The sequence below is a fragment of the Paenibacillus sp. JCM 9796 genome, from assembly GCF_055379675.1.
On record NZ_AP043723.1, the window covers coordinates 3031828 to 3047149 of the forward strand.

The 15322-nt window shown below is 54.5% G+C and carries 13 protein-coding genes and 1 tRNA gene; 12 read left to right on the plus strand and 2 right to left on the minus strand.

Annotation, left to right across the window (positions count from 1 at the left end; translation table 11 throughout):
• Positions 1-142: 142 nt before the first annotated feature.
• From rapZ to ACZ439_RS14630, 6 genes are all read left to right on the plus strand, one after another.
• On the plus strand, positions 143-1042 hold the full coding sequence (gene rapZ, locus ACZ439_RS14605) for an RNase adapter RapZ (protein ID WP_127609171.1): 900 nt from the start codon (positions 143-145) through the stop codon (positions 1040-1042).
• Entirely contained in the window at positions 1039-2028 is a 990-nt protein-coding gene (locus ACZ439_RS14610; RefSeq protein WP_054797500.1) for a gluconeogenesis factor YvcK family protein, read from the plus strand. The genes rapZ and ACZ439_RS14610 overlap by 4 nt, the downstream gene beginning before the upstream one ends.
• A gap of 5 nt (positions 2029-2033) precedes the next feature.
• Positions 2034-2960 carry a DNA-binding protein WhiA gene (gene whiA, locus ACZ439_RS14615; protein ID WP_127609167.1) on the plus strand — a complete coding sequence of 309 codons (927 nt, stop codon included), beginning with the start codon at positions 2034-2036 and terminating at the stop codon, positions 2958-2960.
• Between the two features lie 225 nt (positions 2961-3185).
• The gene (locus tag ACZ439_RS14620) at positions 3186-3455 is read left to right on the plus strand and encodes an HPr family phosphocarrier protein (protein WP_010500412.1); all 270 of its coding nucleotides are present in this window, start codon (positions 3186-3188) and stop codon (positions 3453-3455) included.
• 451 nt (positions 3456-3906) lie between these two features.
• Positions 3907-5685 carry a copper amine oxidase N-terminal domain-containing protein gene (locus ACZ439_RS14625; protein ID WP_127609165.1) on the plus strand — a complete coding sequence of 593 codons (1779 nt, stop codon included), beginning with the start codon at positions 3907-3909 and terminating at the stop codon, positions 5683-5685.
• A gap of 223 nt (positions 5686-5908) precedes the next feature.
• A complete protein-coding gene (locus tag ACZ439_RS14630; RefSeq protein ID WP_464619830.1) occupies positions 5909-6721 on the plus strand; it encodes a hypothetical protein in 813 nt (270 codons plus the stop codon).
• Between the two features lie 79 nt (positions 6722-6800).
• Here ACZ439_RS14630 and clpP read toward each other — a convergent pair whose 3' ends face one another.
• Positions 6801-7382 (minus strand): ATP-dependent Clp endopeptidase proteolytic subunit ClpP, encoded by a 582-nt coding sequence (gene clpP / locus ACZ439_RS14635; protein ID WP_127609161.1) that lies wholly within the window; start codon positions 7380-7382, stop codon positions 6801-6803.
• Between the two features lie 133 nt (positions 7383-7515).
• A tRNA-Arg gene (locus ACZ439_RS14640) sits at positions 7516-7590 on the minus strand.
• A gap of 244 nt (positions 7591-7834) precedes the next feature.
• On the opposite strand from ACZ439_RS14640, the gene ACZ439_RS14645 reads away from it, so the two are divergent.
• The 6 genes from ACZ439_RS14645 to eno all read left to right on the plus strand — a co-directional run bounded on the left by ACZ439_RS14645 (position 7835) and on the right by eno (position 15097).
• On the plus strand, positions 7835-8863 hold the full coding sequence (locus tag ACZ439_RS14645; RefSeq protein ID WP_127609159.1) for a sugar-binding transcriptional regulator: 1029 nt from the start codon (positions 7835-7837) through the stop codon (positions 8861-8863).
• A gap of 60 nt (positions 8864-8923) precedes the next feature.
• A complete protein-coding gene (gene gap / locus ACZ439_RS14650; protein WP_127609157.1) occupies positions 8924-9931 on the plus strand; it encodes a type I glyceraldehyde-3-phosphate dehydrogenase in 1008 nt (335 codons plus the stop codon).
• Between the two features lie 288 nt (positions 9932-10219).
• Positions 10220-11404, plus strand: coding sequence for a phosphoglycerate kinase (locus ACZ439_RS14655; RefSeq protein WP_155614711.1), 1185 nt, complete (start codon positions 10220-10222; stop codon positions 11402-11404).
• A gap of 57 nt (positions 11405-11461) precedes the next feature.
• A complete protein-coding gene (tpiA, locus tag ACZ439_RS14660) occupies positions 11462-12214 on the plus strand; it encodes a triose-phosphate isomerase (RefSeq protein WP_127609153.1) in 753 nt (250 codons plus the stop codon).
• A 1-nt stretch (position 12215) separates the two neighbouring features.
• A complete protein-coding gene (gene gpmI / locus ACZ439_RS14665) occupies positions 12216-13760 on the plus strand; it encodes a 2,3-bisphosphoglycerate-independent phosphoglycerate mutase (RefSeq protein ID WP_127609151.1) in 1545 nt (514 codons plus the stop codon).
• A gap of 44 nt (positions 13761-13804) precedes the next feature.
• Positions 13805-15097, plus strand: a complete 1293-nt coding sequence (eno, locus tag ACZ439_RS14670; protein WP_054797503.1) for a phosphopyruvate hydratase — start codon at positions 13805-13807, stop codon at positions 15095-15097.
• The last annotated feature ends 225 nt before the right edge of the window (positions 15098-15322 follow it).

The following is a 15322-nucleotide window of genomic DNA, read 5'->3' on the forward strand; positions in this document are numbered from 1 at the left end:
CCCTGCTGCTTTTGTTCTTTAGAAACCGAATTTTAACTGAGCTTGGAGGGAGTTTCTCCGGACGCGGAAACCTGTCGCAAAGGTAGCTTGTCTCGCCTCCACGCAGCAAGTCCGAGCCTAACAAAGGAGTGCTACAGTCCCCATGGAAGAAATGCAAAGCCTAGGCAAGCTGGTCATCATTACCGGCATGTCGGGCGCGGGCAAAACGATCGCCGTGCAGAGCTTGGAGGATTTGGGCTTCTTTTGCGTAGATAACCTGCCTCCGGTGCTCATCCCGAAATTTGCCGAACTGATCGAGCAATCGAAGGGCCGCATCGGCAAAGTGGCGCTCGTGATCGACTTGCGCGGCCGCGAATTTTTTGATTCGTTGTCCGAGTCGCTGCGCTACTTGAACGAGAATTACACGTTAACGTACGAAATCTTATTTCTGGATGCGACCGATTCCGCACTTGTTCAGCGTTACAAGGAAAGCCGGCGGAAGCATCCGCTTGCGCCGAACGGAGCTCCGCTTGAAGGGATTCACCAAGAGCGGAAGCTGCTGGAGGAGCTGAAGGGACTTGCCACGCAAGTCATCGATACGAGCAGCTTGAAACCGGTGCAGCTTAAAGAACGTATTGTATCCAGGTTTACGAACCTCGAGACGGGCATCATCTCCATCAATGTGATCTCGTTCGGCTTTAAGTACGGCATTCCGATCGACGCCGATTTGATCTTTGATGTGCGCTTTTTGCCGAATCCGCATTATATCGATCACCTTCGCCCTAATACCGGCCAAGACCCGGACGTATATGAATACGTGATGAAATGGAACGAGACTCAGGATTTTTTGACGAAGCTGCTCGATATGCTTCATTTTTTGGTGCCGCAGTACAAAAAAGAAGGAAAGAGCCAAGTCGTTATCGGTATCGGCTGCACCGGAGGCAAGCACCGTTCGGTAGCGATCGCCGAATATCTCGGCAAGGTGATGGCTAACGGCGAGACGGAGATTGTCCGTGTGAGCCACCGGGATTCCGAGCGAGATCGGGTTGAGGTGAAACAATGAGCTCTGATCGGGAGAGCGCAGCCTATTTACCGCGAATCGTTGTGCTTGGCGGGGGCACCGGACTGTCGGTGATGCTGCGCGGGTTGAAGCAGAAGCCGATCGACATTACGGCGGTCGTTACCGTGGCGGACGACGGCGGCAGCTCCGGCATTTTGCGTTCGGAGCTGGAGATCATTCCTCCCGGCGATATCCGCAACGTGCTGACGGCGCTTGCGGACGTAGAGCCGCTGCTGGGCCAGCTGCTGGAATATCGATTTGATAAAGGCAATGGATTGGCAGGCCACAGCTTGGGCAACCTAATGCTGGCAGCGATGCGCGATATTACGGGCGACTTCGTGACCGGCGTGCGGGAGCTGAGCCGCGTGCTGGCCGTGCGCGGCCGCGTGCTTCCATCCTCGGACCAGGCGCTGGTGCTGCGGGCGGAGATGGAAGACGGCAGCATCATCGAAGGCGAATCGAAGATTCCGAAAGCCGGGGGCGTAATTCGCCGCGTTTCCATCGAACCGAAGGACGCGCGAGCTTTGCCGGAGGCGTTGGAAGCGCTTCGGGAGGCGGATGCCATCCTTGTCGGCCCCGGCAGCTTGTATACGAGCATTTTGCCGAATTTACTCGTACCGGAAATTACGAAGACGATTGTGGAATCGAAGGCGCTGAAGATGTTCATCTGCAATGTGATGACGCAGCCCGGCGAGACGGACGATTACAAAGTGAGCGATCATCTAAAGGCGGTTCGCGACCATGTCGGCGAAGATTTGTTCGATTACGTCATTGTCAACAACGGCGAAATTCCCGAGCAGGTGCAGGCGAGATATGCGGAGCAGGGCGCCAGGGTCGTTCGTCTCGATCTGGACGAGGTAACCAAGCAAGGGTACAAGATCATCGCCGACAAGCTTGTTTTGTTCCGCACGTATTTGCGTCATGATGCCGAGAGGTTAAGTCAGCACATTTATCAACTGGTGGAAAGCTGGATGTTCAAGAAGAGGTGATTTCTGTGTCCTTCGCCGCACAAACGAAAAAAGAGCTAACGCTCATGGAGTCCGACCGCTGCTGCGAACGGGCTGAGTTATCCGCACTGATTCGCATGAACGGTACCGTACAGCTGACAAGCCAAAAAATCGTGCTGGACATCTCGACGGAAAACGCCGCGATTGCCAGAAGAATTTATTCGCTGCTCAAAAAAACGTTTCATGTGCACACTGAGCTGCTTGTACGGAAAAAGATGCGGTTGAAAAAAAACAACGTATATATCGTGCGCGTACCGGTACAAGTACAGGATATCCTCAAGGAGCTGTACATCGTCTCCGAAGGATTCCACTTTACGGACGGCATCGAACCGGGCATCATTAAACGGAGCTGCTGTAAGCGCGCATACTTGCGCGGAGCGTTCCTGGCCGGAGGCTCGGTAAACAACCCGGAAGGCTCGTCGTACCATCTGGAGATTTACTCGATGTACGAGGAGCATTGCAAAGCGATCTGCAAGCTGGCCAACGAATTCGACCTGAACGCCCGCTGTATCGAACGGAAGAAAGGTTTCGTCTTGTACATCAAGGAAGGCGAGAAGATTATTGAGTTCTTAAGTCTGATCGGCGCGCATCAAGCGCTGCTGCGCTTCGAGGACGTCCGCATCATGAAAGACATGCGCAATTCGGTTAATCGGCTGGTTAACTGCGAAACGGCGAATTTAAACAAGACCATCGGCGCTGCAGTCAGGCAGATCGATAACATCCGGCTGCTGCAGAAGGAAGTCGGGCTTGAGAACTTGCCGGAGAAGCTGCGCGAAGTGGCCGAGATCCGCTTGAAGCATCCTGACATGAATTTGAAGGAAGTCGGCGATATGCTGAAAGGCCATGTAAGCAAATCGGGTGTCAACCATCGGTTGCGGAAGATCGACGAGATGGCGGAGAAGTTGCGAAAATAAGAACTTTAGCCGGTTCAAATATAGATTTTTTGTGGAAATCATCAAAAATTCTAGTGCAGAACGCCGAAAAATGCTATACTAGTTGAAAAATCGCATTTTTGCGATTACAGCTGTTTACCGCTGTAAGCAAGTCAGTCTACCGTTGCAATTTGTAAAAATAAAATTTATCTATAGGGTGATTTGCCCTTCATGGATGAGCTAATAAAAGTAGGGGGTATTGGTTGCATGTCGAGACGCCCAGTAGTCGTTAAGTTGAAAACAGGCCTTCATGCCAGACCGGCGGCACTTTTCGTACAGGAAGCAAACAAGTTCTCTTCCGAGATTTTCGTGGAGAAGGACGAGAAGAAAGTGAATGCCAAAAGCATCATGGGGATTATGAGCTTGGCCATCAGCACAGGGACCGAAGTTCACATAAGTGCCGAAGGTTCGGACGCAGAGCAGGCTGTAAACGCTTTAGTCACCTTGGTCAGCAAAGAGGAATTGGAGAACCAATAAGCAGAGTCGCAAGCTTCCGGGAGGAAGCTTCTTCCCTTCCGGGGATTGCGGTAATGGTATCGGTATTCGCGAATCACGGCAGTCTGTTTCAGATAGAACAGATTGCTGGAAGCGAACGACAGAGATGAATGCGCTTGCAATTTTCGTGCCTGCGGCAGACCGGTAAAGCGAGGCAGGATCGTTAGCGGAAATTTCGCTCGCGGCGTAATTGGTGGCATTTGTGCTCGTGGTCGCGTAGTGGGTAAACATGAACGGGAGGCCTCGATTTCCTGGAGGGGAGTCGAGGCTTTTGTATGTTTAAAATTGTACATTTCATGAACATCTGGCTAAACGGCGACTAATACTCGAAACACGCGGCAAATGGGGCGCAACCTTTTATAGGCAACTATCGTCTAAATTGTCGTCGTATATTGGTATCCTGAAACAGACAGAAGAGGAGAAGAAACAACACATGAGACGTATGAAACAGGAACTGGCCTTATTGCTGGTTTTCACACTATTGCTCGGGACGTTTGGCTTCAGCGCATCGGCTGCTGACAAGAAGGAATCTTCGGTATCGTCAGGGACGACGTACGTGCTGCTGTACTTAAATAAAGCGGAAGCGTTCTTGAATGGGGAGCAGGTCACGCTCGACGCCCCGGCAACGATTATCAAGGATAAAATGTTCGTTCCGGCGAAATTTCTGGGCGATGCGTTCGGCATGAAAGTCGAATGGAACGAGCAGACGCGGATGATCGAGATGGAGACGCCGAACGCGCAAATTTTGCTCGACAGCGATAACAAATCCGTCTGGATCAACGGTTATTGGATGCGCTTTGACGACGCGGCGGCGATCGTGAACGGCCGCTTGATGGTCAAACTCACTTGGCTGGCGGATTACATGGGCGCCCGTTATACATACAACGACGAGCTTAAACGCGTCGAAGTGTTATATGTGAAGACGCCGCAAGGCATCTATATCCCGGATACCGGCAACTCCAAGCCGGTAGCCAAGTTCAGCTTCGGCAAGTCGGTCTACAAGATCGGAGAGCCGATCAAATACGTCGATTTGAGCTACGATCCCGATGCCGAGGGCATTGCGAAGTTCGACTGGAAGGGCCGCCAGGAAGCGATCTTCACGCCGGGCACCTATCCGGTGACCTTGACGGTAGAGGACATTCACGGGAACCGGAGCGAGCCCTACACGCGCTATCTGGTTATCGGCAAGGAGACCTATCTGAATGAGGTGGAGTATCCGATTTACCGCAGCCCGGTAGGCTCGTTCATCAAGACGAACTGGTCCGTACTGTGGAGCAATTTCCACGAGCTGCCGGAGCTGCCGAAGCAAGTGACGGAAGACAAATCGCGCAAGCTGCTTGTCAGCGACAGTCCCGAGACGTTCGAGCAGCAAGGGATTTTGTATCAGGATACGATCGAAGGCAAGGGTCGCCTGTACGCAGACCATATTAACGGTACGAACGAAAAAGTGACGATGGCGATACTCGCCAAAAATATGACGGATAAGCCGGTCACCGTCAGAACGACGAACAAAGGCGAAGTATGGCCTTCCGTATATGCGAACCTGATCGGAAACGAAGCGACAGTTGACTTCCTGCTCGGCGACCCGCTGAACGAGAAGCTGACGATTCCGCCGAATCAAACGTTCGTCTATAAACAAATGCCGGACTTCTATCCGGGTCAAGGCGTGAACCTGTTCTATGACGTCGAAACGGACGGACTGGTGCAGTTTTCGTTCATCGCCTCCAGCCAGATCTCGCAAAACTCGCTGACGTTACCGCTGCTTCCGTTCAACGGACACGTGCGCGGCTCGTTCCCGGTGTCCGAGGTGCAGTGGAACATCGACGCGACCACCTTCACGAGCCCGTCGAGGCTGATCGTCGGGGACGGGAAGATCGATCCGTTCCAGCCGGGCTACGATACGATTCGGATGCAGCAGGTGAACAACGACGGCAATTATGGGGTTGTGTACAAAATTCACGCCGATAAGCCGCGCAAAATGGCGGTTATGATTTTGCCAAAGGGCGGTGTCTTTAAAGGTCCGTTCAAAATCAACGGCGAAATTCGCCTTGTGCCGGAATCCGGCGTCATCACGGCGTTTGACGGCATGCAGATTCTGGCTAAAACGACGGGGACGGAAGAAGCGCTCGATATCGAGTTCAGCCCGCCGGCCGGTTCGGCGTTCCCCATCGATTTAATCTTCTACCCGCTCGACGAGCGTGAAACCAAGTAACGAACGAAGCCTCCCGGTTCTTTAGCGGAATCGGGAGGTTTTTTGGTGCGAATGGCGGGATGCCCGAAGCCTTAAGCACGATGGAGTGAGCGCGTCTTGATGTCCGCCGTCAGTCAACCGTCATCGAAACGTTATTCGATCCCGCGTAACCTTCGCGTCTCCTGAACCGTTATAGAAAACGAGCAGGTCAATTTTTGGAAACCAAGTAGGAGGCGCAGGTAACATGGGAATCGGACGGCATGCTCCGGAAAATTGGATGAGAGTGACAGGTTGGAGCTTATTTGCAATAGGCACGCTGTTTATACCTTATGTTCCCTGGTATATCTTGGGCGGGGTCCGCGAGGAAGAAATCGGAAGGTGGGGGTCCTTCGCCGTCATCGGCGGGCTTGTCGTCGGAGTCTGTACGCGGATGTACCGACTGGGCTCGCTTCCGGTGAAACGAGGCCTGCTGCTGCTTGGTATCGTCGGCATGGCTTTCGTCGTCTTGGGGCAGGTGCCCGCCTTGTTCAGCTGGCTGATGTACGGGGGCAGCTTCGTACGCCATTGGATGCCGTGGGAACGGATCGGGTTCGGGCTTGGCATGCTGCTGCACATCTGGCTGGCGGTCACGGCGTTAATGACGGCGGTCGTATCAGGCTATGCATTAACCGGCCGGATGGAGCCGGAGCTGCGGCTGAGGGCGAGGGAGGGTGCGATTTATTTCGCTCTACTCGCGGCAGTTATCGGGGGGTGGTGGGGCTGGGACCGCTATCAAAGCTCGCATTGGATCGCGCAAACGGTTCCGGCGGACGGAAGCTTGGAGGTTCCCCGCGATAGCGAGGTTCGGGTTGTGTGGAAGGGCCGGCACGACAGCATGGGCATGCGCGTTCGTTACGCAGATTCGCCGGATACACCGGTCCCGGGAGAGACCGCGGGTTCCGGCGGCGGTATGAGCTACAGGCCGGAGGGCGGCTTTGCTCCCGGAGCGCGTGTGCAGATCACCGTAGAGGCAGGGCGGCGTACGCATACGTTCACGTTCACTACGGCGTCGGAATAACCCTGCCGTCTTGCGATATGACAACAGCCCTGACCCCGCGGCAGGAGAGCCGTAGAGTCAGGGCTGTTACAGGTTTGGTTTAGATCCGCTCGATGACGTTGTCGATCAAGCCGTAGTTTTTCGCTTCTTCCGCGGACATGAAGTTGTCGCGGTCGGTGTCCTTCTCGATCCGCTCGAACGATTGTCCCGTGCGCTCCGCAAGGATCGTGTTCAACTTGTCGCGCATCTTCAGAATGCGCTTCGCGCGAATTTCGATGTCGCTCGCTTGGCCTTCCGCACCGCCGAGCGGCTGGTGGATCATGACTTCGCTGTTCGGCAGCGCATAGCGCTTGCCTTTGGCGCCTGCCGCCAGCAGGAAAGCACCCATCGAAGCGGCCATACCGACGCAGATCGTCGAAACGTCCGGCTTAATGAACTGCATCGTGTCATAAATCGCCATCCCCGAAGTGATCGAGCCGCCGGGACTGTTGATATACAGGCTAATGTCTTTGTCCGGGTCTTGTGCGGCCAGGAAAAGCAGTTGCGCGATGATCGAATTGGCTACAACGTCGTTGATTCCGCTACCGAGAAAAATAATCCGGTCCTTAAGCAGGCGCGAATAAATGTCATATGCGCGTTCCCCTCTTGCATCCGGTTCGACAACCATAGGAATAAAACTCATGTGCTGCAGCCTCCTTTTATAATTAAACTATATCCATCATAGCGGAAATTCAAACAAAGGTCAAGAAAGGTCAAACAAAGAGTAAAAAAAACAGCCATCACGTGAAGTTAGGGCTGATTGTCGTTAGTATAGATGGCGCGCCCGTAAGGAATCGAACCTTAATCTCAGGCTCCGGAGGCCTACGTCATATCCATTGGACCACGGGCGCGTATGATGTTGTGCAAGTCACAAAGAGTGACAGCAAAAGTTATTATAAGACATTCTCCAATGAATTGCAAGTCAAAGTTGATGTCTTTTTTTAGGCGGATATCTACTTGAATGTGGAATCAAATTGAATTATAATGGGAACATCTAAGTGAGAAGCTTAGTTCTTTTTTTGGGTCATGTGGGACTGAAAATGTATCACCGGGACAAAAAGAGTCCCAACAGAGAGCGATGTGAGATTCGAGGCCATGCGAGATATTCTGGATATTCAGAAGCAGCTTCTGCCCGACCTGCTCGAAACGATGAAAAAACGGTACACGATTCTACAGCACATTCTTATTTCGGGAGTCGTCGGACGCCGTACGCTGGCGGTTTCGATCGGATCGACCGAGCGGGTGCTGCGCGGTGAAGTCGATTTTCTCAAAGAACAGGGCTTGCTTCAGATCGATGCTTCGGGGATGCGAATCACCGATGCGGGCCGCGTTCTGCTCGAGAAGATCGAGCCGCTGGTCAAAGACGTATTCGGATTGACGGAGTGGGAAGAGCTCATTCGCGACCGATTCGGCTTGAAGCAGGTGGTGATCGTGCCGGGCGATTCGGAAGTTTCGCCGCATGCGAAGAAGGAACTGGGCCGCGCCGGCGCTTTGGTGGTGCGAAAGCTGGTTAAAGAAGATGAAGTCATCGCCGTTACGGGGGGCTCAACGATGGCGCAGGTGGCCGATCAGTTGAATGCTACGGCGTCGATGAAGAGCTGCTGGTTCGTCCCCGCACGAGGCGGACTTGGCGAAAGCGTGGAACTGCAGGCCAACACGGTGGCGGCTACGATGGCCAAGAAGGCCGGCGCCCGATACCGGCTGCTGCACGTGCCGGACCACTTGAATGAAGAGGCCTACCAATCGTTGATACAGGACGATCATATCGCCGAGATCATTCAGTTCATCCGCCGGGCAAGGATGGTCGTACACGGCATGGGAGATGCTATGGTCATGGCAAGACGCCGGAAGGTCGATCCGGAAACGACGAGCAGTTTGCAGCGCGAAGGAGCGCTCGCGGAGGCATTCGGCTACTACTTCGACCGCAGCGGCCGCATTTTGCACAAGATGCCTACGGTAGGTCTTCGCATCGAAGACATTCACGAGATGGATACGGTCATCGGCATCGCGGGCGGGAAGAGCAAGGGCGAGGCGATCGTCGCCGTTCTCCGCCACGGTCACGAGGATGTGCTCGTTACGGATGAGGCTGCCGCCGCTGAAATCGTAAGAAGCTTGACATCTTGACGGGTTTATACCTGTCTTGACATATATAAAAAGAAACCATATTTTAGGAGGAACTTTCTCATGGCAACGAAAATTGGTATTAACGGATTTGGACGTATCGGACGTAACGTGTTCCGCGCAGCGCTGAATAACCCTGAAGTTGAAGTCGTAGCCATCAACGACTTGACGGATGTTAAAACATTGGCTCACTTGCTGAAATATGACACGACGCACGGCAAATTGGACGCTACGGTGGAGTCGACGGAAGGCGCATTGATCGTGAACGGCAGAACGGTTAAAGTCTTTGCCGAGCGCAACCCGGAAAACCTGCCATGGGGAGCTAACGGCGTTGAAATCGTCGTTGAATCCACCGGTATTTTCACAGCTAAAGAGAAAGCCGAGCTTCACTTGAAAGGCGGCGCGAAGAAAGTTATCATCTCCGCACCTGCTACGAACGAAGACATCACGATCGTGCTTGGCGTTAACGAAGATAAATACGATCCTGCTGCACATACGATTATCTCCAACGCATCCTGCACAACGAACTGCTTGGCGCCATTTGCGAAAGTATTGAACGACACGTTCGGTATCGTAAAAGGGATGATGACGACGGTTCACTCCTACACGAACGATCAATCCGTGCTCGACCTGCCGCACAAAGACTTGCGCCGTGCACGTGCAGCTGCCGAGAACATCATTCCGTCCACGACCGGTGCAGCGAAAGCCGTTTCCCTCGTATTGCCTGAGCTGAAAGGCAAATTGAACGGTATGGCTATGCGCGTGCCAACACCTAACGTTTCCGTAACGGACCTCGTAGTTGAAGTCAGCAAAAACGTAACGGTTGATGAAGTTAACGCAGCTTTGAGAGAAGCGGCTAACGGCCCGCTGAAAGGTATCTTGAACTACACCGAAGAGCCGCTCGTATCCAGCGACTTCAACGGCGACCCTGCTTCCTCGACAATCGATGCGTTGTCCACGATGGTTGTCGGCGACAACATGGTGAAAGTTGTTTCCTGGTACGATAACGAGTGGGGCTACTCCAACCGCGTCGTGGATCTCGTTAGCTTCATCGCGAAAAAAGGTCTGTAAGATCGCTTGAAACCCATTGTGGTGATGAACTGAAACTCAAGTTCGACCAATAGCGCAGGGACGGCATTTGTCCGCTTCCGGCAAGCCGGTATCGGTTTGCACGGGAGCGGGCCAACGCGGAGTTCCCTAGCGGGAGGTGCGGGCGAGACGCAGATCATGACCACAATTTTTGTGTGCGGGTAAATGTGCCTAATTTGTGAACAGATAGGGAAAATTCGGATAGAGAGCGAAAATTAAAGAGAGAATGCGGGAAAGAATATCGAGTAATCAATCGGGAGGCGACGAGAAATGAACAAGAAAAGCGTGCGTGACGTCGAAGTTAGCGGAAAACGGGTATTTGTGCGGGTGGATTTCAACGTACCGCTGGAGAACGGCCACATTACCGACGATACGCGGATTCGTGAAACTTTGCCGACCATCAAGTATTTGACCGAGCGCGGCGCGAAAGTGATTCTGGCGAGCCACTTGGGCCGTCCGAAGGGACAAGTTGTAGAGGAGCTGCGCTTAACGCCGGCGGCCGCCCGTTTGTCCGAACTGCTCGGCAAGCCGGTTTTGAAAGCGGATGAAGCGATCGGCGACGCGGTCAAAGCGCAAGTCGCGGCGTTGAACGACGGCGACGTGCTGCTGCTTGAGAATGTTCGTTTCTACGCCGGTGAAGAGAAGAACGATCCGGAGCTGGCCAAGTCGTTTGCGGAGCTGGCCGACCTGTATGTGAACGACGCGTTCGGTGCTGCTCACCGCGCTCATGCTTCGACCGAAGGCATCGCGCATCACTTGCCGGCCGTTTCCGGCCTTCTGATGGAGAAGGAGCTCGATGTGCTCGGGAAAGCGTTGAACAATCCGGAGCGTCCTTTCACTGCGATCGTCGGAGGCGCGAAAGTCAAAGACAAGATCGACGTCATCAACAATCTGCTGAACATTGCCGACAACATCATTATCGGCGGCGGCTTGTCCTACACGTTCCTGAAGGCGCTTGGCAACGAGATCGGCAAATCGCTCGTCGATAACGAGAAGATTGATCTGGCGCTCAGCTTCATCAACAAAGCGAAGGAAAAAGGCGTGAACTTCCTGCTGCCGGACGACATCGTGGTCACCGACGAATTCAGCCCTACAGCGAACACGCGAATCGTATCGATCAGCGAAATTCCGGCGGACTGGGAAGGCATCGACATCGGGCCGAAAACGCGCGAGAAATATGCCAAGGTGATTGCCGAGTCCAAGCTGGTCGTGTGGAACGGACCGATGGGCGTATTCGAAATCGAACCGTTCTCGCACGGAACGCGTGCCGTGGCGGAAGCTTGCGCGACGACGAGCGCTTACACCGTTATCGGCGGCGGCGATTCGGCGGCGGCGGCCGAGAAGTTCCAATTGGCTGACAAGATGGATCATATCTCGACCGGCGGCGGCGCATCCCTCGAGTTTATGGAAGGCAAGGCGCTTCCGGGCGTCGTGGCTTTGAACGATAAGGAATAGCTTACGATAAGCAGATGAAGCTGTTTAAGGCAAATTTGGAAAGGGGCTCGGACATCGATGCGGAAACCGATTATTGCAGGCAACTGGAAAATGTTCAAAACGGTAAGCGAAGCCGTAGCATTCGTTAACGAGGTTAAAGGCAAAGCGGAGGTAGACGGCGTGGAGAGCGTCATTTGCGCTCCCTTCACGAACCTTCCGGCGTTGGTCGAAGCCGTGAAGGGCACGACGCTGAAAGTCGGCGCACAAAACCTGCATTTTGAAGACAACGGCGCTTACACGGGCGAAATCAGCGGCGTTATGCTGAAAGACCTCGGCGTAGATTACGTTATCATCGGGCACTCCGAGCGCCGCGCTTACTTCGCGGAAACTGACGAGACGGTGAACAAGAAGGTCCATGCCGCGTTCAAGCACGGCTTGACGCCGATCGTGTGCGTAGGCGAGAAGCTCGAAGAGCGCGAAGCCGGTCAAACGAAAGACGTGTGCAAAGTGCAAACGGAAGCGGCTTTTGCCGGTCTGAGCGCGGAGCAAGCAGCTCAAGTCGTGATCGCATACGAGCCGATCTGGGCGATCGGAACGGGCAAATCTTCTACGGCGGCCGATGCGCAGGACGTGATCGGTTACATCCGCGGCCTGGTCGAAGGTCTGTACGGCGCGGAAACGGCGGCAGCGGTCCGGATTCAATACGGCGGCAGCGTGAAGCCGAACAACATCGCCGAGTACATGAACGAAGCCGATATCGACGGTGCGCTCGTGGGCGGCGCCAGCTTGGAGCCGGCCTCTTACATCGCGCTGGTTGAGGGGGCCAAGTAAAATGGCCAGACCGAAACCGGTAGCGCTCATTATTTTGGATGGCTTCGGCCTGCGCGGCGACGTGCAGGGCAACGCTGTTGCCCAAGCGAAGAAGCCGAACTACGATCGGTATTGGAACCAATTCCCGCACACGACCTTGACGGCGTGCGGGGAAGCGGTCGGCCTGCCCGAGGGTCAGATGGGCAACTCGGAAGTCGGCCATTTGAACATTGGCGCGGGACGGATTGTGTACCAGGATTTGACCCGGATCTCCAAATCGATTCGCGACGGCGAGTTTTACGATAATGAAACGATTCTCGGCGCGATTCGTCACGCCAAGCAGAACGGCAAGAAGCTGCATCTTTACGGCTTGCTCTCCGACGGCGGCGTGCATAGCCATATCGCACACTTGTTCGCTTTGCTCGAAGCCTGCAAGAAAGAGCAGCTGGACGATGTGTACATTCATGCGTTTCTGGACGGCCGCGACGTAGCCCCGGACAGCGCCGCAAAGTACATGGAGCAGCTGCTTGCCAAAATCGCCGAGCTCGGCGTCGGCCGCATCGCGACCGTACAAGGCCGCTATTATGCGATGGACCGTGACAAGCGCTGGGAGCGGACAGAGAAGTCGTACCGTGCGATGGTATACGGCGACGGTCCGAAGTATGAAGATCCGATGAGAGCGATCACGGAATCGTACGAGCGTTCGGTGTTCGACGAATTCGTCATGCCGACGGTCATCGTGAAGCCGGACGGTACGCCGGTCGGACTCGTCGAATCCGGCGATGCGGTCGTGTTCTTCAATTTCCGCCCGGACCGGGCGATTCAATTGTCGCAAGTATTCACCAACAGCGATTTCCGCGGCTTCGACCGCGGCGATAAAGCGCCGACGGATCTGCACTACGTCTGCTTGACGCTGTTCAGCGAGACGGTCGGCGGTTACGTGGCGTATAAGCCGAAAAATCTCGACAATACGCTCGGCGAAGTGCTCGTACAGAACAACCTGAAGCAGCTTCGCATCGCCGAGACGGAGAAGTATCCGCACGTGACGTTCTTCTTCAGCGGCGGCCGGGATGTCGAGCTTCCGGGGGAAACCCGCATTCTGATCAAGTCGCCGGCGGTCGCCACCTACGACCTGAAGCCGGAGATGAGCGCTTACGAAGTCGCGGCGGCAGCGGTCGCCGAGATTGAAGCGGAGCGGCAGGACGTCATCATCTTGAACTTTGCCAATCCGGACATGGTCGGGCACTCGGGCCTGCTGGAGCCGACGGTGAAAGCGATCGAAGCGACAGACGATTGCCTCGGTCAAGTGGTCGAAGCGATTCTCGCCAAAGGCGGCGTTGCGCTGATTACGGCCGACCACGGCAACGCCGATGTCGTCACGAATCCGGACGGCTCGCGCAATACGGCGCACACGACGAATCCGGTGCCTTTCATTGTGACGGATAGTCATGTTACACTAAGGAACGATGGCATTTTGGCAGATATTGCCCCAACGGTCTTGGCGATTCTCGGCGTAGCGAAGCCGGAGGAAATGACCGGAACTTCGCTGATTGCTCAGCGTGTTTAATGACGCCGAAGCTTGATTAAAAATGATAAGGAGTGTTTAGAATCATGACAGTAATTTCTAATGTGTACGCTCGTGAAGTGCTTGACTCCCGCGGTAACCCGACGGTTGAAGTGGACGTGTATCTGGAGTCCGGCGCGCGCGGCCGCGCAATCGTTCCATCCGGCGCTTCTACCGGCGCTTACGAAGCTGTAGAGCTTCGCGACGGTGACAAATCCCGTTACCTTGGTAAAGGCGTGCTGAAAGCCGTTGAGAACGTGAACGACATCATCGCTCCGGAAATCATCGGCATGAACGCTTTGGACCAAGTTGGCATCGACCAGCGCATGATCCAGCTTGACGGCACTCCGAACAAAGGCAAGCTGGGCGCGAACGCGATCCTCGCGGTATCGATGGCGGTTGCCCGCGCAGCTGCCGAAGCTTTGGATATTCCTTTGTACGTTTACCTCGGCGGATTCAACGCGAAGACGCTCCCGGTTCCGATGATGAACATCATCAACGGCGGCGCGCATGCCGACAACAACGTAGACGTGCAAGAGTTCATGGTCTTGCCGGTAGGCGCTCCTACGTTTAAAGAAGCGCTTCGCACAGGCGCTGAAATCTTCCACAGCCTGAAATCGGTTCTGAAAGAAAAAGGCCTGAACACTGCTGTCGGCGACGAAGGCGGCTTCGCTCCGAACCTGGGTTCGAACGAAGAAGCGATTCAAACGATCATCACGGCGATCGAACGCGCAGGCTACAAGCCGGGTGTTGACGTATTCCTCGGCATGGACGTCGCTTCCACCGAGTTCTTTAAAGACGGCAAATACCACCTCGAAGGCGAAGGCAAATCCTTCACGTCCGCCGAGTGGGTCGATTTCTTGGCTGCTTGGGTCGACAAATACCCGATCATCACCATCGAAGACGGCTGCTCCGAAGACGACTGGGATGGCTGGAAGCTTCTGACCGAGAAGCTGGGCTCCAAAGTTCAGCTCGTCGGCGACGATCTGTTCGTGACAAACACCGAGCGTCTGTCCCAAGGTATTGAGAAAGGCATCGGTAACTCCATCCTGATCAAAGTGAACCAAATCGGTTCCTTGACCGAAACGTTCGACGCGATCGAAATGGCGAAGCGCGCCGGCTACACGGCGGTTATTTCCCACCGTTCCGGCGAAAGCGAAGACAGCACGATTGCCGACATCGCGGCAGCGACGAACGCAGGCCAAATCAAAACCGGTGCGCCTTCCCGTACGGACCGCGTAGCGAAATACAACCAATTGCTCCGCATCGAGGATCAATTGGCCGATGTCGCTCAATACGCAGGCAAATCCGCGTTCTACAACTTGAAAAACTTCAAATAATATATATAAATAAACTGTCAGGTAGAAGAGGTTTTGGACTTGGAGCTTTGCCGTCAGGCGAAGAGTAGTGTATGCACCGGAGAGTTTACGTGCCGCCTTTAAAAACGGATGATACCCGCAGCTTATTTCAAATCCAATCATCCGTTTTTAACAAAGGCCGGAGGGCATACAGCTGCTCGCAGCCGACAGGAGGCAGGCGCCTAGCCTCAACCTTGTTCACCTGAC

Coding starts and splice junctions, on each gene's coding strand:
- ACZ439_RS14655 (WP_155614711.1), top strand. CDS start 10,220: ATGAACAAGAAAAGCGTGCGTGACGTCGAAGTTAGCGGAAAACGGGTA.
- tpiA (WP_127609153.1), top strand. CDS start 11,462: ATGCGGAAACCGATTATTGCAGGCAACTGGAAAATGTTCAAAACGGTA.
- ACZ439_RS14610 (WP_054797500.1), top strand. CDS start 1,039: ATGAGCTCTGATCGGGAGAGCGCAGCCTATTTACCGCGAATCGTTGTG.
- ACZ439_RS14630 (WP_464619830.1), top strand. CDS start 5,909: ATGGGAATCGGACGGCATGCTCCGGAAAATTGGATGAGAGTGACAGGT.
- eno (WP_054797503.1), top strand. CDS start 13,805: ATGACAGTAATTTCTAATGTGTACGCTCGTGAAGTGCTTGACTCCCGC.
- rapZ (WP_127609171.1), top strand. CDS start 143: ATGGAAGAAATGCAAAGCCTAGGCAAGCTGGTCATCATTACCGGCATG.
- ACZ439_RS14625 (WP_127609165.1), top strand. CDS start 3,907: ATGAGACGTATGAAACAGGAACTGGCCTTATTGCTGGTTTTCACACTA.
- ACZ439_RS14645 (WP_127609159.1), top strand. CDS start 7,835: ATGCGAGATATTCTGGATATTCAGAAGCAGCTTCTGCCCGACCTGCTC.
- ACZ439_RS14620 (WP_010500412.1), top strand. CDS start 3,186: ATGTCGAGACGCCCAGTAGTCGTTAAGTTGAAAACAGGCCTTCATGCC.
- gpmI (WP_127609151.1), top strand. CDS start 12,216: ATGGCCAGACCGAAACCGGTAGCGCTCATTATTTTGGATGGCTTCGGC.
- gap (WP_127609157.1), top strand. CDS start 8,924: ATGGCAACGAAAATTGGTATTAACGGATTTGGACGTATCGGACGTAAC.
- clpP (WP_127609161.1), bottom strand. CDS start 7,382: ATGAGTTTTATTCCTATGGTTGTCGAACCGGATGCAAGAGGGGAACGC.